Origin of the sequence: Nostoc sp., from assembly GCF_036917815.1 — a bacterium.
In the GTDB taxonomy this organism is placed as follows: domain Bacteria; phylum Cyanobacteriota; class Cyanobacteriia; order Cyanobacteriales; family Nostocaceae; genus Nostoc.
The window spans coordinates 191,577-213,249 of the sequence record NZ_JBALEK010000089.1 but is presented as its reverse complement, the minus strand read 5'-3'; the positions used below and the strand labels follow the sequence as shown (position 1 = coordinate 213,249).

Here is a 21,673-nt window from a genome sequence, read left to right as displayed (position 1 = left end):
TGTGCGAATTGTTGAGAAATGCGTTCGCGTTTTTAGTGGCAGAAGTCTGACAACAAATAAATGGCTAGACACTATTAGAAAGAAGAAAGCTGATTTATATGAAAAACTATGTAATAATAAACCACCTTCTAAAAGACCTGATTTACTATTCTTCGATGCTCAAACTCATCCTTTAGGTTCCCCAAATATAAAAATACAAGATAATTGAAAAAATAGACAATTCTGGCTTCCATCCCCAACTCGTCTACCCAACAAGCATTACATATCTAGAGAATACCTTACACCAACGGAGGTGCGATCTCTTTTGATTGGGGCGATTTATGACATTTCAGCATCTGCGTGTGAAGTGAGTTTTAAGCACCTCATGCCAATAAGAAAAAGACTCGAACTAAGATAAAGCCTGCTGTTGAGTTTATTGCTCCTTTTATACATTTACAGCCAATGATTTCCATGCTTTCTGACAAGCCAATTGTCTAACTGTGCTAACACTTAGCTGCAACAGACTGAATCGATATCTGGGTTGGGATGCAAAGAAGCAAGCGTATGGACGCATTTGCATTCAGGGTAGCTTATAGAGAATAATCACAAATAAAGCAGCTTTGGCCTCTTCATGCGAGATAATAAATATAAAATATGGCGATCGCAATCGATTTTGGTACTAGCAACACAGTCATTGCTCGTTGGAACCCTGTCACCCAGCAGCCAGAAACCCTGAATCTACCAGGTTTATCAATTAAACAAAGTCTCAATCCGCCACTGATTCCCAGCTTGGTTTATGTTGAAGACGCAACCCAAAATAAAGTCTTGGTAGGGCAACAAGTGCGCGATCGCGGTCTTGACCTCAAGGGCGAAACCCGATTTTTCCGCAGCTTCAAGCGCGGTATCGGTGCAGATATCCAAGGTTTCTTACCAGAATTAGATGGGCAAATTGTCACCTTTGAACAAGTCGGGCAATGGTTCCTCACCAAAGTAATTGAAGAACTAGCACCCCTGCAAGGTGGCTTAGATTCTCTAGTACTAACCGTACCCGTAGATAGTTTTGAAGCCTATCGTCACTGGTTGGGGAAAGTTTGTCAAGCACTTCCCGTTGAACAGGTGCGAATGCTAGATGAACCCACAGCCGCAGCCTTGGGTTATGGCTTGGCAGATCAGGAAATTCTCTTGGTGATTGACTTTGGTGGCGGTACTTTGGATTTGTCCCTTGTCCGATTGGATCGAGGCGTACAAGCAACTACCAAGCCACTAGGATTTATCCTCAAGTGGGGTAATAAGTCCTTGGCTGAAGATTCAAAGCAAAAAGTTAAAACTGCGCGTGTCCTGGCGAAAGCTGGGCAAAATCTGGGCGGTACTGATATTGATAACTGGTTAGTAGATTACTTTGCTAAAACTCAAGAGTTGGCGGTAAGTCCCTTGACAACAAGATTGGCAGAACGGGTAAAAATTCAGCTATCAACTCAAAACCAAGCTAGTGAAGTTTATTTTGACGATGAAACATTTGAAAGTTATGAACTGGAACTAAATCGGGACACTTTTGAAAATATCCTCAAAGAACACGCATTTTTTGAGTTATTAGATGAGTCGATGACAACACTGTTGCAGCAAGCAAAACGCCAAGGCATAGAACTTGCAGATATTAATGCAGTTTTGTTAGTTGGTGGCACAGTGCAATTGCCGGCAGTGCAGACATGGATCAAACAGTATTTTCAGCCAGAAAAAATCCGTTGCGAACGTCCCTTTGAAGCGATCGCTCAAGGTGCATTACAGCTAGCCCAAGGGATACAAATTAAAGACTTTCTCTACCACAGTTATGGTATCCGCTACTGGGATCGCCGCAATCAGCGTCACAAATGGCATTCTTTAATTAAAGCTGGACAAGCATATCCCATGAGTCAGGCGGTGGAATTAGTCTTAGGCGCTTCTGTGGAAAATCAGCCCAGCATTGAGTTAATTATGGGAGAATTGGGAGCAGAGACAGGTAATACCGAAGTTTATTTTGATGGCGATCGCTTAATTACTCGCCGTCTGGATGGTAGTGAAACCAGCGTCAGACCCCTCAACGATCAAGAAGGCGCGAGGACAATTGCCCAACTGACACCAGCCGGATATCCGGGAAGCGATCGCATCAAAATTGTCTTTCAAGTTGATGAGCAACGCTTTTTGCGAATCACCGTTGAGGACTTATTAACGAATGATACACTTTTGGAGAATCAACTTGTGGCACAGTTGAGCTAGATATAATTTCACTGTTTTTAATATCAAAGGCAACAAATATCATCTGATATAGGAATCCGATTTGATATATGTATGAAAAAATCTAAGTATGTGTAGTGGCGTGGCAAGCTTAAAATAGTGCATTAAACGTAGGTTGGGTGGAGCGGAGCGCAACCCAACATCCTGATATATGTTGGCTTTGGCAAAGCCTCCAACGCCACTTGCTACAACGCTCTTAACCCGCGCAACGCAGTGGCTCCCCAACAAAGCAATTTTTTTGCAACATTTTAGCCTTGTCACGCCACTACGTATATTTCAAAAATCAAATATGAGTCCTATAGTTGACTTGGTTTACAGTGACCAAATAATTTATCTTAAATACATTTTGACGCACGCAGAATACGATCAGGATAAGTGGAAAAATGACCCTTACTTTTAACCGTGAAACTTATGCTATAGCGGTTCCCATTCAGATGCAGTACAACGTTACATCACGAGGTGTAGGGGCACGGCAATGCCGTGCCCCTACGGGTGTACCTCACGTAAACGATAACTGCTATAGTTTGCTTGCTAAATCTCAACCCAAGGTTATTAAAACAGATGAAGAAAATGAGCAAGCTATTGCACTAGCCCAGGAACTATCTCATCGAGTTAACCGAACTTTGGAAGAGTCAGCATTATTAGATTTGTTGGTCACTCTGATAGAAAAGTATCAGGATGAGCATTATCCAATAGAAGAATCAACGGCACACTCAATGCTCCTCCATCTGATCGATGCTCAGAGTGTTAAGGAACCTGAGTTGGTAGCAATTCTCGGTTCAAGAGAGGTTGTTTCTCAAGTTATGAGTGGCAAACAAGAAATTACCCAGGAGATGGCTAAAGTATTAGCGAACTTTTTTCACGTTGATACTAGTTTGTTTGAGAATTAGGCGATGTCTACCACGGGCTACGCCTACGCTTTTTCGCATTGCAGCCAAGTTATTTCTATTTGCCCATTTTTAACCATCCAAAAACTTGATTGACAGTTAGTGCAAGTTCAATTTCTGGTAATACTGGCAAAAAATCTTCTCCCTGGAGTAGCACTGGCTGTTGCTCTGGTAGAAATACCAAGATACTCAAATCATCAGGGTCAAGAAACCATCCCAGGCGGCTGCCATACTTCAGACAGTGAAGAATGTTGCCAATTACTTTGTTGGGTTTCTGTTCTGGCGAGAGAATCTCAATCGTCCAGTCTGGCGGAAGTTCAAAATTATCAGGTACTTCATCATCAACAGTGAACGGTATACGTTCCCACTGAAATACAGCTACATCAGGTATAATTGAACGCCCCCCAAAAGTACACCGTAATTCGGGAAACCCATAGGCAATCTTCTGATTCTCCGTGACTTCATTAACAACACCACAGAGTTTACCTTGTAAGCGGCTGTGTCTCCCTTTCGGCATTGGCTTTTGAATAATCTCTCCGTTAATATATTCACTTGCAGGCTTTGTTTCTGGGAGCTTCAGAAACTCTTCCAATGTGAGAGGTTGAGTTATTATGACGCTCATAGCTCCTAAATCCCTCGAAAACGTGTTTTTAGTCTAGCAATATGTATAGACAGGTGGTTAAATTCGTTAACGCACCCGTCCATACATCAAAGGAAGAATTGCAACTCTTAATTACGAATTATTTCCGCACTACTACTAAAGTTCCCATTGAAGTCCAGTTGTAAAGATTACGAGCTTGCTGAACAGGTAAATTTACGCAACCGTGGCTGACTGGAGTCCCAAAACGCTTATGCCAGTAAGCACCGTGGATAGCATAACCTCTGTAGAAATACATTGTGTAAGGAACATCAGGAATATTGTAGTCCTTGCCTCGCATCCGGTGAGTGCGATACTTAGAATTAATCCGAAATCTACCTAGGGGTGTAGGGGTCGATCGCTTACCTCCAGAAATGCGGTATGAATAAACAAGTTTATTACCTTCCCATGCCCGTAACCGTTGCTCTGACAGGTCAATTTCAATCCAGCGAGGTTGGGATGTTTGCCTGATATATCCAGTGATGCTGTTTTCATCGACTGACGTGGCTGTTGCTGTAGTCGAGTTTGGTGTACCTGTTAACGGTGATGACCAAGAGAATAAAGTCATTACCATTAGCGCCACGCCTGTACAAAAAGTTCCTGAGGAACGAATTCCACCACCGCGAATCCAGGATTGCATTATGCCTCACCTTCTAAACTACGCAAAAATCATGAAGCGAAGTAATTTTTTGGAACATGACAAATTTCCAGATTTACTACTCGCTTTGTGTGCAGGATTTACGCAGTTCATCCGCTAATGCTTCTCAAGACAAGTCCAATACAAAAAATCTCTCATTTAAATGCCTAAATGCAAACTTTCCCCAATTCATATTTGCATTTGTAATTTCACACAGTAATCGTCAGGATTTACGCTGATTTTTTGGGCAAATCGTTAAATGCCCTCTTCTATATTTTATTTCAAGTTCAGTAATTCCGACTCCGAAGATTCCCAGCATAAAATCTTGCTGGGAATTACTTAATTGTCTTGATTTATTGTTATTTCGGATTTTGCTTAAACTGCCTTCCGACTGCTTTACGTACTATTTAGTGATGACTACTGGTGTCCCTACCGATGCCCACTCGAATAGCCATTTTGCATGTTTAGGTGAGATATTCACACAGCCGTGGCTCACTGGAGTACCAAATTTTTTATGCCAGTAAGCTCCGTGAATAGCGTAATTACCTTGGTAAAACATCGCATAAGGAACGTTGGGAACATTGTAGTCTTCTCCCCGCATCTGTGTAGTTTTGAATTTGGATTGAATCTTAAAAGTACCAACAAGGGTAGGAGTGGATTTTTTACCGGAGGAAATAGCACTTCCATAAACTACTCTGTCACCTTCCCAAGCTATTAATTGTTGCTTAGAAAGATTAATTTGAATCCAGCGCTGATCCGATTGTTGTAATGTCTGGATTGTTTGTGCAATCACTTGCTCTTTGGAATTTGCCCAAACTTCACTCGTTCCAGTAGTAGTAAAAACACTTAAGGACAGTGCTGTACCAGTGAAGAGTATTTGTAAGCGACGCACCCAGTCAGGATAAATCAGTCTTTTCATTTTAGATACACTCACACTCAAATAATGGGGTCTTGAGAAACTTATCAGGTTTCACTTTTATTTCCATATCTATTACTTTAATAGACGTGAATGTTTGATGATTTGATTCTAAGTTAACGTAACTGTCCCATGAGGTTTTTTGCCTGAGTTGCGATCGCTGGCCAATTTCCTTCTGTGACAAGCTTTTTGGGAAATAATTCACCGCTCAAACCAACAGCGATCGCTCCGGCTTGTAAAAATTCTTTCGCATTTTCTAGAGTCACGCCGCCAGTAGGAATTAAGGGAATCTGACCCAGTGGCCCTTGCAAACTTCTGATATAATCAGCCCCTCCCACTGCTTGCACGGGAAACACTTTTACACAACTAGCACCCTGACTCCAGGCGGTAACAATTTCTGTGGGAGTCATAGCTCCTGGTATGATAGGCACATTTTGTTCTTGGGCTGCTTGAATCATTTTCAGATCAACGTGGGGTGTGAAGAGAAATTGGGCACCAGATGCGATCGCTTCTTCTAACTGCTGCACATTGAATAGCGTACCAGTGCCAATGATACAGCCTGGTAATTTTGAGCGTAGTTGACTGATTAATTCCCCAGCGCGATCGCTATTCCAGGTAATCTCAATTAGCTGCATTCCCCCAGATGCTACAGCCATTGCCATTTGCTGTCCCACTTCAATTTTAGGGGCGCGGATGACTGCGATCGCTCGGTGTTTTTGCAACTGTGATAACCAAATTTGATTAGGCATTTTAACTGGGGACTAGGAATTGGGACTAGAGAATAGTTTTAACTCTAGTAAACACCTAATTTTCAATACTAATACCCAGTCCTCAATCCCCAATTCCCTTAAAACTTGCTTCTTGCATCAAGCTATGAGATATTGTACATAAATAACAGTAAATCTATCGACTTACCGTAATTTATAATTAAATGCCTCAGCGTTTGGGTATAAAGGAGTAATTAAAATGACAATTGCAGGAAAAAACACAGCAGCATCCTTATCAATCACTATTCATGATTCCGAAAGCGTGGATATAGGCAACCTGTGGAAGCTTGTGCGACTACGTGCAAATGGATTTTGGTGGCACACTAAGTCATATACAACGATTCTGGGCGTTATGCTGCTGACCTTGGTAAGTCTGATTTTCCTAAGTATGCATTGGTCTTACCGCAGACTATTCCCATTTATCAGCCATCGTCTCAATCGCCTGATTTTGCTTTCTTTACATTACTTTAGAGACAGTCTTTGAAAACTCAGCTTAATTCTTCTAGTAGAGGAGAGAGCTAATTAAAAAGGCATATACTGCAATTACCAAGCAATAGTTTGATCAGCTCCTAGTTAAAGACCTACTAGGAGCTTTTTTTTAATTGATTATCTACCTTAATTGGGTTATATATCAAAAAACCTAGTAGTAATTAACTATTCCTTATGGATATTCTTAATTAATTCTGATGGTAGATGGATTCAGGAATGAACATAGTTAATATGTATTTGTAAGTCGAAAATGTTTACCAACTTAACAACAATGAATATTCTTGCTTGGATTGTTTTAGGTCTAATTGCTGGTGCGATCGCAAAAGCTATCTACCCCGGTCATCAAGGTGGCGGGATTCTAGGAACAATATTATTAGGAATCATCGGTGCTTTCGTTGGCGGTAGTTTAGGTGTATTCTTCAGTACGGGAACTTTAGCTCTAGCAGCTCCTACTTTTAGCATTCCAGGTATTGCAGTAGCAGTTCTTGGTGCAATTGTCGCAGTTTTCTTGTGGAACTTGTTAAATAACCGCAGTGCTGTATAAAAATAAAATTGCGGTGAATCAATTAGGACTTACGCAAAACTACACCTGGTAGGGGCAATTTATCAATTGCCCTTAAGAAGAAAATCGCTGTTTCGGTTATTATTTGCGTAACTCCTGTAAATAACGAATATTTAGCAAATTCATTTAACTATTTTTAGTTGTGGTTTAAATTAAAAAAATAGCGTCACCACGATTACAGGTAGGCGTTATTTTTTTGATTGCAAAATTATTAAAATTAGCACTAGTAGTCTGTCAAGAACTAATTGACGAATAAATTTTCTGTAGAGACGGCGATTTATCGCGTCTCTCTAACCGTCAAAATGAATTTGACAGACCACTAGTAAGACGAAATAGTAATTAATTAAGCAAAAGTTGCTGTCCAGATTCCCTACTTATTGAATAAGTTGGGGATCTAAATCCAAAGCCTAAAGTGAGTGACAGCAAAGTTACTTCTAATTTAAATAAATATAAATACCCTAGAACCTACAGATTTTATGAAATTTTCAACAAGTTGCACTAGTCGCTACACACAATCCGACAATGTTTCGTTAAGCTGTAAGCGCTATGATTAAAGTTTATTGAACGTCTTATGCACTGGTTGTTATCTGGGCCGTTGAGTACAGAAAAATTGACGGTTAACATTGCAGGATTGCCTGTATCGTTGCAAGGTAAGAAGCTGGTGCAGTTGTCAGATTTTCACTATGATGGTTTGCGGCTGTCGGAAGATATGCTAGAAAAAGCGATCGCAGTTACTAACGAAGCTAAACCAGATTTAATTTTATTAACTGGTGATTACGTAACTGACGATCCGATGCCGATTCACCAACTGGTACTTCGACTTAAACATCTGCAAAGTCGCAGTGGTATTTATGCTGTTCTTGGCAATCACGATATATTCTATCACAAACACGCAAAAGCAGAAATAACAAAAGCCCTGACTAGCATTGGAATTCACGTCCTTTGGAACGAAATCGCCTATCCACTAGGAAAAGAATTACCACTCGTCGGACTAGCGGATAGTTGGTCAAAGGAATTTAATCCGGTACCAGTTATGAACCAGCTAAACCCCGACACACCCTGCATCGTTTTATCTCACAATCCAGATACGGCAGAGATATTACAAGCATGGCGAGTCGATTTACAATTATCTGGTCATACTCACGGTGGTCAAATCGTGATTCCCGGAATTGGCCCCGTGGCGTTGTTTTACGAAAAGCTTGTGGAAAAAATACCCAGAAAAGTGCGGCGTAGAGTTCCCTTTTTACAAGTAGATGTTTCTGTAGTCAACCATTGGGAATGGGCACAGGGTTTCCATCGGGTAGGAAAAAATCAGCTATATGTCAATCGTGGTTTGGGAACTTACCTCCCAGGACGCTTATTTTGTCGCCCAGAAGTGACTATAATCACGCTACAAGGTGAGTAAGTCATTCCAAATTGAAAATAAAAGAACGCAATCATAGCAGGTATTTTGGCTAATAAGTACCTGCAAACTCCGGCAAAACCTGCTTAGTTTCATCAGATAACATAATTTAAATCAATCAATTAATTTTATCTGGAGTAGATGACATAAATTATTGCATTTTATCAAGTTACATTTTTATTTTTGGTAAGCTGTAAGCGCTGGTATGAGGAGTATCGGTTAGCTTATGCATTGGTTGTTTACGGGACATTTAAGAGTAGATAAAATAACGGTTAAGATTGCAGAACTTCCTGCATCTTTACAAGGTACAACGTTAGTGCAGTTGTCAGATTTTCACTATGATGGTTTGCGACTGTCGGAAGATATGCTAGAAAGAGCGATCGCACTTACTAACGAAGCTGAACCAGATTTAATTCTATTAACTGGTGACTACGTAACTGACGATCCCACGCCGATTCACCAATTGGTGCTTCGACTCAAGCATTTGCAAAGTCGCTGTGGTATCTACGCCGTACTTGGGAACCACGATATCTATTACAGCCACTCCAAGGTAGAAGTGACGCAGGCGTTAACTAGCATTGGGGTGCATGTGCTTTGGAATGAAATCGCCTATCCACTCGGAAAAGAATTACCACTAGTAGGACTAGCTGATTATTGGTCACAGGAATTTTACCCCGCACGAGTCATGAATCAACTAGACTCTGTTACACCCCGCATTGTTTTATCCCATAACCCAGATACAGCCAAGATATTGCAACGATGGCGTGTAGATTTGCAACTATCTGGTCATACCCACGGTGGCCACATTGTAATTCCGGGCATTGGGCCTGTAGTACTCCATTACAAAAAGCTACTCAAACAAATTCCCAAAAAATTAAGGCGTTGGGTAACATTTTTCTTCGGAGACTGCTCGAAAGTGGTGCGATATTGGGAATGGGCGCAAGGGTTTCACCAGGTGGAACAAAATCAACTATATGTCAATCGTGGTTTAGGAACTTACCGCCCAGGACGTTTATTTTGTCCGCCAGAAGTGACTGTAATTACCTTAATTCGTCATTAGTCATTGGTCATTGGTCATTGGTCTAAATAAATAACACTCAACGCAGAAACCGCCGGAAGCTACGATGGATAAATATCAGCAGCTTGGGGCGGTTTCTTGAAGATTGGAGAATTCAGAATTTAACTAACTCAACTAATGTGGACAGCATTTGCAATCGCTCTACTCCAAATTGCACATCCTTATATTCCAACTAGACAGGCATTTTCTGGCTGTGCGTTCTCAAACCTCCAAAACAACTCATTGAACTCAAGGTAAAAACACATTCAATGGATGCCATAAGTTTAGAGCGATGTCTACGACGGGCTATGCCTACGCAAGAACATTAGAGCAGGAGGCACAGGCTCTAACTTCAAAAGTTTTTGTTTAACTTTTAACCTGTTTGTACCTGGCTCTTAATCTAGCATTATGTTTCTTAAGCTACACTACATCTTTACTAAACTTGAATACCCTTAATTTATCGCAATAATTCCCAAATATTGCTTAAAAATTGTCCCACTTGTTATGTATTGGCGTGAATGCCAACATTAATCATGTGGGCTGAAAGTTCAGAAGCCGTTATTGAGCAGAACCGCCTGGAGTAGTATCACCTGCGGTAGAAGAACCGCTATTAGATGTACTGTTTGACTGGTCTACTCCTTGAGGTGGAGTGGTTTTAGAGGTATCACTTTTCGTACCTGGAGCGACAGTATTAGTAGAACTATCGCCCTTATTGTTATTACTAGTTGGGCTCGTCGCCGGACTTTCTGCTGCTTTAGGGGTTGGTTGAGTTACAGAAGGTGCTTTTTCTGCCGCAGGCTGTTGGGGTGGAATAGTAATGTTAATATCCGGTTGGCGAGGTGCAGATGGAGGTATAACTTGCTGTTGTGGAACAGGAACAAGAACAGGTACTTCCCTAGTTCTTTCGATTATCGTCCTTTGTGGTTGAGGAGATGCACTAGGGGTTGGATTACTCTTGCTCGGTACAGGAACCAAGACCGGCACAGTATTGTTAACGGCTGCGTTATTCTGCTGGTTGAAGTACCAAACCCCACCTATAACCAAACCAAGCAGGGAAGTAACGATAATACCCAATAGCAAACCACGACTAGCATTGTCATTGTCACGCTCGGCTAAATCAGCTTGCTGATTGCTACGCTCAGTATTTCGACCTTGTATGTAACCGTTACTGTAAGAGTTGGGATTAGCTGTGCTGTTCTTGACTGTTTCAGTAGTTCGCGTCAAGTCAGTGTGAGTATTACCATTAATATCTGTGTAAGATTCTTGCTTGACTTCACTGTTTTTGCTTTCGCGTTCATTGGAAATAGACATAGGTGTTGATTTCACTCCTCAAATAGGATATTGACAAACTAAAGCTTTGTAAGAACAAAAGGTTTTAATGAGTCGAAAAATGTATGTTGCTGATAAGAATGAGTTTTATTTGCTACTTCATCTTTGGTAATCACCAGTATAAATTCTGTGATCAGCAAGTGACTCTATCTCTAGGGAGTTAATACTTAATCTTAAGAAAGAGTATCCCAAAGATGGATGTTATTAAGCTGTCAGATGATGTTTTGATAAAACAATCTAGAAATTTACTCAAATCATCTAAATTTTTAATTTGTCGTTAGATATCGCATCGCCAAAGCTTGATAGTCATGTCTCGACTACCAGTAGTAAGGGTTTTACCATCGGGACTGAAAACCACAGAGTTAACCCAATCTGAATGGTTATCCAAAGTGTAAAGTTCTTGTCCAGTGCTAACATGCCATAGCTTTATAGTATGATCTGCACTACCACTGGCAAGATGATGACCATCGGAGCTAAAAGCGATGGAACAAACATAATTATGATGTCCGGCAAGTGTGTTAATTAGCTTACCTGTATTGATGTTCCATAACTTGATAGTCTGGTCATAACTGCTACTAGCTAAAATTTGTCCATCAGGGCTAATGGCGACACAAGTCACCCAACCTGAAAATCAATTTTGGTGGAAGTGGAAATAGATTGATTTGTCTCATTTGGCTGATAAGACTTTAACCTTGCATAAGCTTGATTGATTTCTTTGATTTTTTCTTCCGCTTCTAGCTTTTGGTGCGGTTCAAGAAAACAATCTGGATGCCAAGTCTTAGCCATCTGGCGGTAAGCTTGCTTAACCTCGTCAACAGACGCACCCGGTTTTAATCCCAGAATATTGTAAACATGATTTATGTCAAAGCGATCGCTCATACAAGGAATACTAAAAAATCAGCAGCAAATCTTACTATACTTAGTATTCCCAAACATAAGTATTATCTAACTCCAGGTATGATGTCGCCATCTGAAGCAACACGCAGTATGGAAACATTACTCGTAAATAATCAAGTGCGATCGCCTTGAGTTTATATTAGAAACTGTGACTCAGCAGGGGCTAAACGCCCCGCTACCGCTAACAGAACTCATAATTGGAGCAAAGTAACTGGTGAGCAGCTTATTACAAGGAGTCAACCTCTACTTAATTGGTAAGATGGGCGTTGGTAAGACGACAGTAGGGCGCTTACTAGCAAAGGAACTGGGCTATGGGTTTGTGGATACCGATGATGTCATTGCCCAAGCAACAGGTAAATCTATTAATCAAATATTTGCCGAGTCAGGGGAAGCAGCATTTCGCCAGGTAGAAAGCGACGTGTTGGCACAAGTCTGTGCTTTTACAAAGTTGACTATCGCAACCGGTGGGGGTATTATATTGCGGAGAGAAAACTGGGGTTACTTGCACCACGGTTTAATAGTGTGGCTAGATGCGCCAGTGGAGCTAATTTACAGCCGATTAGCTGAGGATAGCACAAGACCACTGTTGCAAGATCCTGATCCTAAAGGGAAATTGCGATCGCTCCTCGAAGAACGAATACCACTTTACTCCCAAGCCGATTTGCGAATCCCCGTGGGAGAGGGAGATACACCTGAAGACATTGCCAAGCGAGTACTTGAGGGAATTCCTAGCGTCCTCAAAAAACCTGTTTCTCATTAATGGGGATGGGAAATATCAAGCAGTATTCGGACAGATGCAATTGGTGCAATCAATCAATATCAAACAAAATCCACCTAAACATGAAAGTTTTCGGTGGATTTGTTACTTATTCTGAGTGGATCCGAGCAGAGTCGAACTGCTGTCCAAATTGGGTATTGACCCCCCGCTCATTCACAGGTTTAGCCTTTCTGACCCTCAAGGCGGGAATCGTTCATTATCCCGAACGTAGGATGCTCTGATTTAATCTTAGCCAGCAAGCCAACCAGAGAACGCTTACTAGAGCATCCGTTGGGGTTTGGTCTTCAGTCCTTAACGGAGTCAAACTAAAGACGCTCGAACCTATAAGAGGCGTTTAGGCAGCTACTAGAGCTTCCCGACGAGCAAAGTTAACGATGTTGTTCGCATTTACTTTTTTTTCGAGCCTTTGATTTCCGAGAGGAGACTCACTCTCGACCTGAATCACAGAGCAGCGTTCGCCAACCTGTCGAAACCGTGACGGACCCATGCGCTTTATATTTCAATTATAATACGCGATTTGTAATTTGTAATTATCAAAGTCAGAATATATGGCTCCAATTACTGAAAATAGCCAATCACTAATTTTCAAATAACTAGCAATTGGCTATTTTCTAATTATCCACAACAAGTATTTTTCTAAGTTAGTGCTTCTGCACCACCTACGACCTCAAGAAGTTCTTGGGTAATTGCAGCTTGTCGAGCTTTGTTGTAAGACAAGGTGAGGGTATTAATCAGTTCACCAGCATTTTCACTGGCATTACTCATAGCTGTCATCCGCGCTGCTAGTTCACTAGCCGCCGATTCTTGCAATGCCCGCAATAGCTGGTTACTGAGATACAGGGGTAACAAAGAATCGAGAATCTGCACTGGGTCTTGCTCGAAAATCATGTCAGGAGCCAAGGTGCGGACTTGCTTACTTACTTTCTCCCGTTCGACTTCAAATTTACCGCCACGGGTTGTTAAGCGGAAGATTTCGTCATCGGCTGCTTCTAGACCTTGAGTATCTAGAGGAAGTAGGGTTTGCACCACAGGACGAGAGCTAACCAAGGAAAGGAATCTGGTATAGATTAATTCGATGCGGTCAACTTTTTCCGAAAGGAACAAGGAAAGTAGTTGGTCAGCAATGTCATTGGCTTCGGCGGCGGTGGGAATTTGCTCTAAGCCGCTATAGGTGGCATCAATGGGCTGATCGCGGCGTTGAAAGTACTGGGTGGCTTTGCGTCCGACTAACACAAATTGATAGTTTAAACCTTCTGCCTTGATTTCTTTGGCGCGGTTTTCTGCACGACGGATAACGTTATTATTGTAGCCGCCGCATAGACCGCGATCGCCGGAAATTACCAACAGCCCAACGGACTTAACTTGGCGTTTTTTGAGTAGTGGTAGGTTTGCTTCTTCAAAGCGCAGACGGCTTTGCAAACCATATAATACTTGTGCCAAGCGATCGGCAAAGGGGCGAGTTGCTAGCACTTGTTCTTGCGCCCGACGCACTCTAGCCGCAGCTACGAGTCGCATGGCTTCTGTGATTTTTTTGGTGTTTTTGACCGACTGAATGCGATCGCGTATTGCTTTTAGATTGGCCATATTTTTTTCCTTAGTAGTTAGTCATTTGTCCTTTGTCATTAGTCAGTAGTCATTAGTTCTGTACCAATGACCAATGACCAATGACTAATGACTAATTACGCTGTTGCTTTGAAGGTCTTCTTGTATTCGGCGAGTGCTTCCTTCAAGGCTGCTTCTTCTGCGTCACCTAGTGCTTTGGAGGCTTTTACTCCTTCGGCATACTGGGTTTTACCAGTCTTTAAGTAGTCCCGCAGACCTTTGGTGAAGGTGGTTATTTGATTTACAGGGATGTCATCTAAATAACCATTAATACCAGCGTATAAAATTGCTACTTGCTCGTATACCGAGAGTGGCGAATTTTGTGGCTGCTTGAGAAGTTCGCGCAACCGTTGACCCCGTGCTAACTGGTCTTGAGTGGCTTTATCTAAGTCAGAAGCAAATTGAGCGAAGGCTTGCAGGTCGTCAAATTGGGCTAGTTCCAATTTAATCTTACCAGCAACTTTTTTCATTGCCTTGGTTTGAGCGGCAGAACCCACGCGGGATACGGAAATACCAGGGTTTACAGCCGGACGGATACCAGCGTTAAACAAGTCAGAAGACAAGAATATCTGACCATCGGTAATGGAAATTACGTTGGTGGGGATGTACGCTGAAACGTCACCAGCTTGAGTTTCGATAATTGGTAGGGCGGTCATACTGCCTTTACCTAATTCGTCACTCAACTTTGCGGCTCTTTCTAACAAGCGGGAGTGGATGTAGAATACATCTCCGGGGTAAGCTTCGCGTCCGGGTGGACGACGTAGCAATAGGGACATTTGGCGATAAGCTTGGGCTTGCTTGGAAAGGTCATCATAAATTACCAGGGTAGCTTTGCCTTTGTACATAAAGTACTCAGCAATAGTTGCGCCTGTGTATGGAGCTAAGTATTGTAGGGTTGCTGGTTCACTGGCACTAGCAAAGACAACGACGGTGTAATCCATCGCGCCTTTTTCTTGCAATGTCTGCACCACGTTAGCTACGGTGGAAGCCTTTTGACCGATGGCAACGTAGACACAAACTACATCTTCTTCTTTTTGGTTGATGATGGTGTCGATGGCGATCGCAGTTTTACCGGTTTGGCGATCGCCAATAATCAATTCCCGTTGACCACGACCAATGGGAATCATGGAGTCAATAGCTGTGATACCCGTTTGCATGGGTTCGTGTACAGATCGACGGGCAATGATACCGGGTGCTGGAGATTCAATCAAACGGCTTTCTGAGGATTTGATTTCTCCCTTACCATCGATGGGAAGACCCAAAGCGTTTACAACTCGTCCAATTAAGGCTTCCCCTACGGGTACTTGGGCAATTTTACCAGTAGCGGTTACAGAGCTACCTTCTTGAATTTCCAGCCCTTCACCCATGAGAACCGCGCCCACGTTGTCTTCTTCTAAGTTCTGGGCGATGCCAATTGTGCCATCTTCAAATTCTAAGAGTTCCCCAGACATCGCCTTTTCCAGACCATAAATCCGGGCAATACCGTCACCAACTTGCAGAACGGTACCAACATTAGCAACTTTGACCTCTTGATCGTATTGCTCGATTTGTTGTTGGATAATGCTACTAATTTCGTCAGGTCTAATTGATATGCTCATGTGTCTATCTTTTTTGCTTTGGAGACGGAAAAATTCAAGAGTTAGGAATTAACAGTTAGGAGTGATGAGTTAAGAGTGATGAGTTAAAAATGCAAAAATTACAAGTTAAAAGTCAAAATAAATTACTATTTACTTAACTCCTAACTCCTAACTTCTAACTCCTAACTTCTAACTCCTAACTTCTAACTTTCTAACCACTGGTTAAGCGCAATGAAAGGCGGCGTAACTGACCCCGGATACTAGCGTCAATTACCTGCGAGCCTACTTTAATGATCACACCACCAATTAACTCGCTGTCTACCTTGGTTTCTAGTTCTACCTGGCGAGCATTGGAGATGGCGATGACCTTTTGGATGATTGCCTGCTGTTGAGCTTCTGTGAGGGGAACGGCTGAAATTACTTCCGCTAATACGGTTTGATTCAGCTGCCGCAACAGCGCCAGATATTGTTCAAAAATTGATTCCAAGAAGGCAATGCGGCGTTTGTCTACTAAAACTAACAAAAAGTTGCGTAAGTAGGGGTTAGCGCCTTCACCGAGTATTTGTTTGATGAGAGCTTTTTTGTTCTCAGACTGAATAAACGGGTTGCTGAAGAAGTTATGTAGCTGTTTGTCTGCCCTGAGCAGTCCCAGGAAAGTACGCGCATCTGTCCCGAATTCTTCTGTCAAATTTTTTGATTGCGCTATTGACAAAAGTGCCTGTGCGTAAGGTTGGGCTACTTCGGCTGATGCTACTTGACTTGTCATACATTGCCTCCCAGTTGTGCGATGCTGCGGTCAATTAAACTTTGTTGAGCATCGTCGGCAATCCCGCCTTTAAGTTGCGATTCGACTTTTTGCAATGCTAGTGTAGCAACTCGTTGCCGCAGTTGAGCGATCGCTCGATCAGTTTCAGTATTTAAATCTGCTGCTGCCGTTTGTTTCAAGCGTTCTACGTCTTGCACTGCCTTCGCTAACAAAGCTTCTTTCGCTTTTTGGGCGTTTTCTTCAGCAGATTGGCGGATGCGTTGTGCTTCTGCCTGAGATTGCTTCAACTGCTCTTGCGCTTTCGATAAGGCAGCCTTTGCCTCTTTTAAGCGTCCTTCTGCTTCCTGAATTGAGGTGGCAATATTGGATTGTCGCTCGTTCAGGATGTTGCTTAAAACTTTACGTCCGAAGTAGAATAATATGCCAATCAGAATCGCTAGATTTATCAGGTTGGTTTCAAAAATGTCTAAGTTTAGACCGAAACCACCTTCTGCTGCGCCTTCTGCCAATTCAGACCCAACAGCGTTCGCTTCTGCGGCAAGTAATAAGAATGTGCCCATGATACCCATTTACAAGTGCGCTGCTCGCTTGGTAATACGTTGTATTTTCCCTTTGGGAAATGAAGTATCTTCCCCCTTTGGGAAATGAAGTATCTTCCCCTTTGGGAAATGAAGTATCTTCCCCCTTTGGGAAATGAAGTATTTTTTCCCGAAAGGAAATAAAGTATCTTTTCCCGTAGTAAATAAAGTATCTTTATCCCGTAGGGAAAAAGTGTCTTGATTTGACACTTAAATTTTGCGTTCTGGACTAGGGACCAGTTGCGCGTATGCTTTCATAGAACCAGTCTCGTTAACTTATCTAACTGGAGTTGGCCCCAATAGTTTTTCTAGAATCTGCCTGCTTAGAGCATCAACTTGTTGCTCTAAAGTGCGAAAAGCTTCCTGCTTTTGTTTTTCTATTTCAACAGCAGCTTGTTCTCGTTGAGACTGAGCTTCCTGTTGGGCTTCAGCGATTTTCTCAGCAGTAATTTTTTTAGCTTCCAGTTGAGCGGCTTCTACAGTCGCTTGCGATTGTCTGCGAGCGTCTGCGAGTTGCTGTTCATATTCGGCGGCTAAACGCTCGGCTTTTGCCAAGCTCTCCCGCGACTCAAGGGTATTCGTTCGGATATAATTATCGCGATCGTCTAGTACCTTGGTCAGTGGCTTATATAAAATTGCATTCAACAACGCTGCTAATAGCAGGAATTGCAATGCCATGAAGGGCAAGGTAGCATCGAAATCAAACATTTCTCTCCTCTTTGGCTGGAGTAGCAGGTTTAGATGGCTAGCAAAATCATCCAGCCTTTGATATTTTAGAAACCCAGAGCCAACAGGGGTCAAGGTATTTTGGATTTGCAATTTTAGATTGACGACTTGAGATTTGTTCAGAAGACAAGGTTAGGCAATGTACCCAAAACTCTTGATAATCCAAAATCCAAAATCTAAAATTGTTAGTCAATTAGAGCGGATAACCAAAATATTTTCGATTGTAGAGGCGTGATGGTTCACGTCTCCACAGTCACAAAAACTTTCAGGTATTAGGCGAAGGGGTTAGCAAACAGCAATACCAGAGCAATCACTAGACCATAGATAGTCAAGGATTCCATGAAAGCCAAGGTCAATAGCAGAGTACCGCGAATTTTTCCTTCTGCTTCAGGTTGACGAGCAATACCTTCTACTGCTTGTCCAGCAGCATTACCTTGACCAATACCAGGGCCAATTGCAGCTAAACCAATCGCTAAAGCAGCAGCGAGAACTGAAGCAGCCTGAACTAATGGATCCATGTTGATTTTCCTTGCTTTGATTACAAAACTAACAGACATTACGTTAACGATTAGAACGTGTTTTTCACGCTGCACTGGGTTCTTCAGATCGCGCTTTGCGATGTTTTGAGCGAATATGCTCTTGGAACTGTGCTATCAACTGAGAAGCTTAATGCTCCTCATGCTCTTCTTCACCATGTCCCTCTATAGCCTCATGAATGTAAGCGCCGGCTAGGGTGGCAAAAACCAGGGCTTGAATGGCGCTGGTAAATAAACCCAAGGCCATTACAGGCAAAGGTACAAATAGAGGAACTAGCAGCACCAGCACCGCTACAACCAATTCATCCGCCAAAATATTACCAAATAGCCGGAAGCTTAGGGAGAGGGGCTTGGTGAAATCTTCGAGAATTGCGATCGGCAATAGAATGGGTGTCGGCTCGATATATTTCTTAAAGTAGCCCAAACCACGCTTGCTAAAACCTGCGTAAAAATACGCTAAAGAGGTCAGCAATGCCAATGCAACAGTCGTATTGATGTCATTGGTGGGAGCTGCCAATTCACCCGAAGGTAGCTTGATGAGCTTCCAGGGAATTAGCGCCCCTGACCAGTTCGATACGAAAATAAACAGAAATAATGTGCCAATAAATGGCACCCAAGGGCGGTACTCTTTCTCACCGAGTTGGTCTTTCGCCAAACCACGAATAAATTCTAGGGCATACTCCATCAAATTTTGGATGCCACTAGGAATTCTTTTTGCATTGCGAGTAGCTGCTATTGAAGCCACTACTAGAATGCTAATCACAAACCATGAGGTGAGAAAAACTTGCCCATGAATTTTAAGATTGCCCAATTGCCAGTAGAAATGATGACCTACTTCTAATTCGGCGAGGGGAAAAGAATTAAAGGCGTTTAAGACACTAAGCATTTGCATTCTTCAAGCATTTTCCCCAACGAGCGAGGATGGGATTACTATGTTTGTGAGCCTGACTTTTTAAGAATCAGGAATGAACGCAATTTGCACCATATAGACGAGCAGGGTGGCTTTGTAAGTTAGAAACCCCAAAAATATGGGTAGAATCTGTAGCTCACGCCATTGAGTTGCCACGATCATTACTCCCATAAACAGAGCAAAACGAGTTTTGCTCAGACTGGTTTTCTCACTACCGAGTTGCTCAACGTCTTTAGCCAGCATTCTTAAGTAAACCACACCTGTACACGCCCCAATTAAATAATTTAGGGCAATGTTTAAGGAATAAAAAATCCACACAGAGATAAAAATAACCCCCGTCAAGACAAGCGTGATTACCAATAATCGCTGGAAGAGTTGATAAAACTCTTGCATGGAGTTACCTGATTCTGTGTCTTCAGAACCAGTTTTAGCATCTTGTTGCGTTGTCGGAGTGGGCGCAATTGATTCGTCAGACAAGCTCACGGGACTTGAAACCAGTACAGTTAAATATGATGACTGCACATTCAGTCAGATGAATCATATCACGATCCGGTAACAATACTTTAGGAAAAAACAATTAACTTCTTGGCAACGTTAGATAGTCAGTAAATCACGCTCACAGTAGTGAGAGTGCGGCTGATGAGGTGAGAAGGTGAAGGGAGAATTATCAAGAATTACTGCCTGCAAAATTCAAAATTTCTTCCAATTTCGCTTTTTTTCGGTGAATAATTGTCCTCCAGGGTTTTTGTATAACTAGCATCTTGGTGCTTCAAATCAAATGGTGCTTGAGGAGCATAGACGCGGGCTGCAAATCAGAAATTGTAGAGTAGCAGATCGTCGTTAGACATTGCACCACTGCTGAATTCCCAAAAACTCCAATTCTTTGGATGTACGATAACGCCTTTCTTGGGCACTTTACTAATTTACATTAGATTTACTAAAAGTAGTGATGGGCGATCGCTCATCACCACGAGTATAAATTGCTCTGATTAACTCCGTATCAAAATCCAATAATCCAGGCGATTAGAAATCGCGGCTACACAAACTCTCGTCCGCCTGCGCGGACTAACATCAAAATAGGCTTTCAAATTTAATCTGACGAGAGTTAAGCTGGTGTCAACAAAATCAACTGTTGCTGCACAAGCCTTCTTACTTCATCCAATCCCAGTTCTACACCTGCCAAAATATCTGCAACTGTGGAATTATTATCACATCTTTGCATAAACTCAAACTCTGCTACTGATAAATTAACAATCTGGTAATCGTAATTAAAGAAACATTGACTGGGAAATCCCTCAATACAAGGATTAAGTTCGGGAATCGCTGTTATTAGGGTGTTATCGTCTGACCAGTCGGCTTTGATTAAGGGAGGACGACCGAGGAAAAACTCGTAATGAGTGACTTCTGGATCTAGTAATTCTATCAGACGGTAAAGCTGGCGATCGCTCAATTCTTTTGCCCGTTCGACTAACTCCGGTGCTTTACCCAAAAGTCTCTCTAAATCCCAAAAACTCGGATTCGAGAAACCAATAAATTCTAATCCCGAAGCATCAATTAATTCAAATAGCGTCTCCGTGTTGTAGTCAATTTCTTGGGGATGAACGTACATATCAGCAAAGTATTCATCCTTGTTGTTTTCTAGTGACCAACGTTGTTTATCGTATTTGACAATTCGGTTATTTTCTGGTAGGGAAGAAAATATTTGTCGTCCGACTTGAACACCATCGCGGTAGTCGCCTTTTTTGTCACCTTGAATCAGTGCGATCGCTTTTTGCATCAGTTGAATTTCCCAGCGTCCCAATTCCCCATACACAAAAATATGCATTAAGCCGCCTGGGGCTAACTTCTTCGCCAAAGCTTGAATACCGCGAATTGGATCGGGGGTATGATGCAAAACGCCAACACAGTTAATTAAATCAAACTCACCTGGTAACTCTTCCACATCAAACAAGCTGAGGTGATGAAATTCCACGCGGGTAGCCCCTGAACGCTGACAACGTTCTTTGGCTACACCTAAAGCGCCAGTACTGAGGTCAATTCCCACAACCGAAGCTTGAGGATTGAGGTGAACTAGGTACTCTGTACCCACACCAGTACCGCAACCTGCATCTAAAATCCGAATATCTTGCTTTTGGGGTTTTTGACCTGTACAGAAGTTATGAGCGGCTAGCCAATTCCAGCGCCAGTTGTAGCCTGGAGGTGGTTCATCCAACAGGGCTTCCGGCGGAAAGGGGTAGGTATTGTAGAGTTTGGCAACAGCAGCACTAACAGTTTGGGAATCGGACATGATGAGGAATAACGCAGCATTACTGAGTTTAGCGGATAGTGGCAAAGATTACTATTGCTTATAGCGCTTATCAGTTGAGTCCA

At 42.4% G+C, this 21,673-nt stretch carries 24 protein-coding genes and 1 other RNA gene; 8 read left to right on the top strand and 17 right to left on the bottom strand.

Annotated elements, in window-relative coordinates:
• Positions 1 to 633: 633 nt before the first annotated feature.
• On the top strand, positions 634 to 2,232 hold the full coding sequence (locus V7K97_RS27660) for an Hsp70 family protein (RefSeq protein ID WP_334804167.1): 1,599 nt from the start codon (positions 634 to 636) through the stop codon (positions 2,230 to 2,232).
• A gap of 401 nt (positions 2,233 to 2,633) precedes the next feature.
• Entirely contained in the window at positions 2,634 to 3,140 is a 507-nt protein-coding gene (locus tag V7K97_RS27650; RefSeq protein ID WP_334804166.1) for a helix-turn-helix domain-containing protein, read from the top strand.
• A gap of 55 nt (positions 3,141 to 3,195) precedes the next feature.
• On the opposite strand, the gene V7K97_RS27645 is transcribed toward V7K97_RS27650, so the two are convergent.
• From V7K97_RS27645 to V7K97_RS27630, 4 genes are all read right to left on the bottom strand, one after another.
• Positions 3,196 to 3,759 carry a Uma2 family endonuclease gene (locus V7K97_RS27645; RefSeq protein ID WP_334804165.1) on the bottom strand — a complete coding sequence of 188 codons (564 nt, stop codon included), beginning with the start codon at positions 3,757 to 3,759 and terminating at the stop codon, positions 3,196 to 3,198.
• Positions 3,760 to 3,877: 118 nt separating this feature from the next.
• Complete coding sequence (locus V7K97_RS27640; RefSeq protein WP_334804164.1) at positions 3,878 to 4,414, bottom strand: L,D-transpeptidase; 537 nt, start codon at positions 4,412 to 4,414, stop codon at positions 3,878 to 3,880.
• 400 nt (positions 4,415 to 4,814) lie between these two features.
• Entirely contained in the window at positions 4,815 to 5,330 is a 516-nt protein-coding gene (locus V7K97_RS27635; RefSeq protein WP_334804163.1) for a L,D-transpeptidase, read from the bottom strand.
• A gap of 113 nt (positions 5,331 to 5,443) precedes the next feature.
• Positions 5,444 to 6,076 carry a bifunctional 4-hydroxy-2-oxoglutarate aldolase/2-dehydro-3-deoxy-phosphogluconate aldolase gene (locus V7K97_RS27630; RefSeq protein WP_334804162.1) on the bottom strand — a complete coding sequence of 211 codons (633 nt, stop codon included), beginning with the start codon at positions 6,074 to 6,076 and terminating at the stop codon, positions 5,444 to 5,446.
• A 217-nt stretch (positions 6,077 to 6,293) separates the two neighbouring features.
• Between V7K97_RS27630 and V7K97_RS27625 the strand changes: the two genes are divergently transcribed.
• The 4 genes from V7K97_RS27625 (at position 6,294) to V7K97_RS27610 (ending at position 9,607) form a co-directional block, all read left to right on the top strand.
• Complete coding sequence (locus V7K97_RS27625) at positions 6,294 to 6,578, top strand: hypothetical protein (RefSeq protein WP_334804161.1); 285 nt, start codon at positions 6,294 to 6,296, stop codon at positions 6,576 to 6,578.
• Positions 6,579 to 6,854: 276 nt separating this feature from the next.
• Positions 6,855 to 7,127, top strand: a complete 273-nt coding sequence (locus V7K97_RS27620) for a GlsB/YeaQ/YmgE family stress response membrane protein (protein ID WP_334804160.1) — start codon at positions 6,855 to 6,857, stop codon at positions 7,125 to 7,127.
• A gap of 589 nt (positions 7,128 to 7,716) precedes the next feature.
• Complete coding sequence (locus V7K97_RS27615; RefSeq protein ID WP_334804159.1) at positions 7,717 to 8,550, top strand: metallophosphoesterase; 834 nt, start codon at positions 7,717 to 7,719, stop codon at positions 8,548 to 8,550.
• A gap of 223 nt (positions 8,551 to 8,773) precedes the next feature.
• Positions 8,774 to 9,607 carry a metallophosphoesterase gene (locus V7K97_RS27610; protein ID WP_334804158.1) on the top strand — a complete coding sequence of 278 codons (834 nt, stop codon included), beginning with the start codon at positions 8,774 to 8,776 and terminating at the stop codon, positions 9,605 to 9,607.
• A gap of 555 nt (positions 9,608 to 10,162) precedes the next feature.
• Here V7K97_RS27610 and V7K97_RS27605 read toward each other — a convergent pair.
• The 3 genes from V7K97_RS27605 to V7K97_RS27595 form a co-directional block, all read right to left on the bottom strand.
• Entirely contained in the window at positions 10,163 to 10,915 is a 753-nt protein-coding gene (locus tag V7K97_RS27605) for a hypothetical protein (RefSeq protein WP_334804157.1), read from the bottom strand.
• Positions 10,916 to 11,210: 295 nt separating this feature from the next.
• On the bottom strand, positions 11,211 to 11,552 hold the full coding sequence (locus V7K97_RS27600) for a WD40 repeat domain-containing protein (RefSeq protein ID WP_334804156.1): 342 nt from the start codon (positions 11,550 to 11,552) through the stop codon (positions 11,211 to 11,213).
• On the bottom strand, positions 11,549 to 11,812 hold the full coding sequence (locus V7K97_RS27595; RefSeq protein WP_334804155.1) for a J domain-containing protein: 264 nt from the start codon (positions 11,810 to 11,812) through the stop codon (positions 11,549 to 11,551). The genes V7K97_RS27600 and V7K97_RS27595 overlap by 4 nt, the downstream gene beginning before the upstream one ends.
• Between V7K97_RS27595 and V7K97_RS27590 the strand changes: the two genes are divergently transcribed.
• Together V7K97_RS27590 and V7K97_RS27585 are read left to right on the top strand one after the other, a co-directional pair.
• Positions 11,786 to 11,962 carry a hypothetical protein gene (locus V7K97_RS27590; RefSeq protein WP_334804154.1) on the top strand — a complete coding sequence of 59 codons (177 nt, stop codon included), beginning with the start codon at positions 11,786 to 11,788 and terminating at the stop codon, positions 11,960 to 11,962. The two genes, V7K97_RS27595 and V7K97_RS27590, sit on opposite strands and share 27 nt — an antisense overlap.
• Before the next feature lie 82 nt (positions 11,963 to 12,044).
• The gene (locus tag V7K97_RS27585; RefSeq protein ID WP_334804153.1) at positions 12,045 to 12,590 is read left to right on the top strand and encodes a shikimate kinase; all 546 of its coding nucleotides are present in this window, start codon (positions 12,045 to 12,047) and stop codon (positions 12,588 to 12,590) included.
• A 113-nt stretch (positions 12,591 to 12,703) separates the two neighbouring features.
• Here the strand turns inward: V7K97_RS27585 and ssrA are convergent.
• From ssrA to V7K97_RS27535, 10 genes are all read right to left on the bottom strand, one after another.
• Positions 12,704 to 13,093: a transfer-messenger RNA gene (ssrA, locus tag V7K97_RS27580) on the bottom strand.
• 151 nt (positions 13,094 to 13,244) lie between these two features.
• Entirely contained in the window at positions 13,245 to 14,192 is a 948-nt protein-coding gene (locus tag V7K97_RS27575) for a F0F1 ATP synthase subunit gamma (protein WP_334804152.1), read from the bottom strand.
• Between the two features lie 95 nt (positions 14,193 to 14,287).
• Entirely contained in the window at positions 14,288 to 15,808 is a 1,521-nt protein-coding gene (gene atpA / locus V7K97_RS27570) for a F0F1 ATP synthase subunit alpha (RefSeq protein WP_334804151.1), read from the bottom strand.
• Between the two features lie 190 nt (positions 15,809 to 15,998).
• Positions 15,999 to 16,553 carry an ATP synthase F1 subunit delta gene (gene atpH, locus V7K97_RS27565; protein WP_334804150.1) on the bottom strand — a complete coding sequence of 185 codons (555 nt, stop codon included), beginning with the start codon at positions 16,551 to 16,553 and terminating at the stop codon, positions 15,999 to 16,001.
• Positions 16,550 to 17,122, bottom strand: coding sequence for a F0F1 ATP synthase subunit B (locus V7K97_RS27560; protein ID WP_334804149.1), 573 nt, complete (start codon positions 17,120 to 17,122; stop codon positions 16,550 to 16,552). The genes atpH and V7K97_RS27560 overlap by 4 nt, the downstream gene beginning before the upstream one ends.
• Before the next feature lie 285 nt (positions 17,123 to 17,407).
• On the bottom strand, positions 17,408 to 17,839 hold the full coding sequence (locus V7K97_RS27555; protein ID WP_334804148.1) for a F0F1 ATP synthase subunit B': 432 nt from the start codon (positions 17,837 to 17,839) through the stop codon (positions 17,408 to 17,410).
• 290 nt (positions 17,840 to 18,129) lie between these two features.
• On the bottom strand, positions 18,130 to 18,375 hold the full coding sequence (gene atpE / locus V7K97_RS27550; protein ID WP_013192016.1) for an ATP synthase F0 subunit C: 246 nt from the start codon (positions 18,373 to 18,375) through the stop codon (positions 18,130 to 18,132).
• Positions 18,376 to 18,523: 148 nt separating this feature from the next.
• Positions 18,524 to 19,285, bottom strand: coding sequence for a F0F1 ATP synthase subunit A (gene atpB, locus V7K97_RS27545; RefSeq protein WP_334804147.1), 762 nt, complete (start codon positions 19,283 to 19,285; stop codon positions 18,524 to 18,526).
• A 60-nt stretch (positions 19,286 to 19,345) separates the two neighbouring features.
• Entirely contained in the window at positions 19,346 to 19,786 is a 441-nt protein-coding gene (locus V7K97_RS27540) for an ATP synthase subunit I (RefSeq protein ID WP_334709486.1), read from the bottom strand.
• 622 nt (positions 19,787 to 20,408) lie between these two features.
• Positions 20,409 to 21,590, bottom strand: coding sequence for a class I SAM-dependent methyltransferase (locus V7K97_RS27535; protein WP_334804184.1), 1,182 nt, complete (start codon positions 21,588 to 21,590; stop codon positions 20,409 to 20,411).
• Between the last annotated feature and the right edge of the window lie 83 nt (positions 21,591 to 21,673).

What these genes read in the sequence shown, in the direction of transcription:
- V7K97_RS27595 (WP_334804155.1), bottom strand. Translation starts at nt 11,812, where the DNA reads ATGAGCGATCGCTTTGACATAAATCATGTTTACAATATTCTGGGATTA.
- V7K97_RS27535 (WP_334804184.1), bottom strand. Translation starts at nt 21,590, where the DNA reads ATGTCCGATTCCCAAACTGTTAGTGCTGCTGTTGCCAAACTCTACAAT.
- atpE (WP_013192016.1), bottom strand. Translation starts at nt 18,375, where the DNA reads ATGGATCCATTAGTTCAGGCTGCTTCAGTTCTCGCTGCTGCTTTAGCG.
- V7K97_RS27590 (WP_334804154.1), top strand. Translation starts at nt 11,786, where the DNA reads ATGATTTATGTCAAAGCGATCGCTCATACAAGGAATACTAAAAAATCA.
- V7K97_RS27615 (WP_334804159.1), top strand. Translation starts at nt 7,717, where the DNA reads ATGCACTGGTTGTTATCTGGGCCGTTGAGTACAGAAAAATTGACGGTT.
- atpA (WP_334804151.1), bottom strand. Translation starts at nt 15,808, where the DNA reads ATGAGCATATCAATTAGACCTGACGAAATTAGTAGCATTATCCAACAA.
- V7K97_RS27605 (WP_334804157.1), bottom strand. Translation starts at nt 10,915, where the DNA reads ATGTCTATTTCCAATGAACGCGAAAGCAAAAACAGTGAAGTCAAGCAA.
- V7K97_RS27625 (WP_334804161.1), top strand. Translation starts at nt 6,294, where the DNA reads ATGACAATTGCAGGAAAAAACACAGCAGCATCCTTATCAATCACTATT.
- V7K97_RS27635 (WP_334804163.1), bottom strand. Translation starts at nt 5,330, where the DNA reads ATGAAAAGACTGATTTATCCTGACTGGGTGCGTCGCTTACAAATACTC.
- V7K97_RS27610 (WP_334804158.1), top strand. Translation starts at nt 8,774, where the DNA reads ATGCATTGGTTGTTTACGGGACATTTAAGAGTAGATAAAATAACGGTT.
- atpH (WP_334804150.1), bottom strand. Translation starts at nt 16,553, where the DNA reads ATGACAAGTCAAGTAGCATCAGCCGAAGTAGCCCAACCTTACGCACAG.
- V7K97_RS27620 (WP_334804160.1), top strand. Translation starts at nt 6,855, where the DNA reads ATGAATATTCTTGCTTGGATTGTTTTAGGTCTAATTGCTGGTGCGATC.
- atpB (WP_334804147.1), bottom strand. Translation starts at nt 19,285, where the DNA reads ATGCAAATGCTTAGTGTCTTAAACGCCTTTAATTCTTTTCCCCTCGCC.
- V7K97_RS27575 (WP_334804152.1), bottom strand. Translation starts at nt 14,192, where the DNA reads ATGGCCAATCTAAAAGCAATACGCGATCGCATTCAGTCGGTCAAAAAC.
- V7K97_RS27640 (WP_334804164.1), bottom strand. Translation starts at nt 4,414, where the DNA reads ATGCAATCCTGGATTCGCGGTGGTGGAATTCGTTCCTCAGGAACTTTT.
- V7K97_RS27555 (WP_334804148.1), bottom strand. Translation starts at nt 17,839, where the DNA reads ATGTTTGATTTCGATGCTACCTTGCCCTTCATGGCATTGCAATTCCTG.
- V7K97_RS27560 (WP_334804149.1), bottom strand. Translation starts at nt 17,122, where the DNA reads ATGGGTATCATGGGCACATTCTTATTACTTGCCGCAGAAGCGAACGCT.
- V7K97_RS27630 (WP_334804162.1), bottom strand. Translation starts at nt 6,076, where the DNA reads ATGCCTAATCAAATTTGGTTATCACAGTTGCAAAAACACCGAGCGATC.
- V7K97_RS27660 (WP_334804167.1), top strand. Translation starts at nt 634, where the DNA reads ATGGCGATCGCAATCGATTTTGGTACTAGCAACACAGTCATTGCTCGT.
- V7K97_RS27650 (WP_334804166.1), top strand. Translation starts at nt 2,634, where the DNA reads ATGACCCTTACTTTTAACCGTGAAACTTATGCTATAGCGGTTCCCATT.
- V7K97_RS27645 (WP_334804165.1), bottom strand. Translation starts at nt 3,759, where the DNA reads ATGAGCGTCATAATAACTCAACCTCTCACATTGGAAGAGTTTCTGAAG.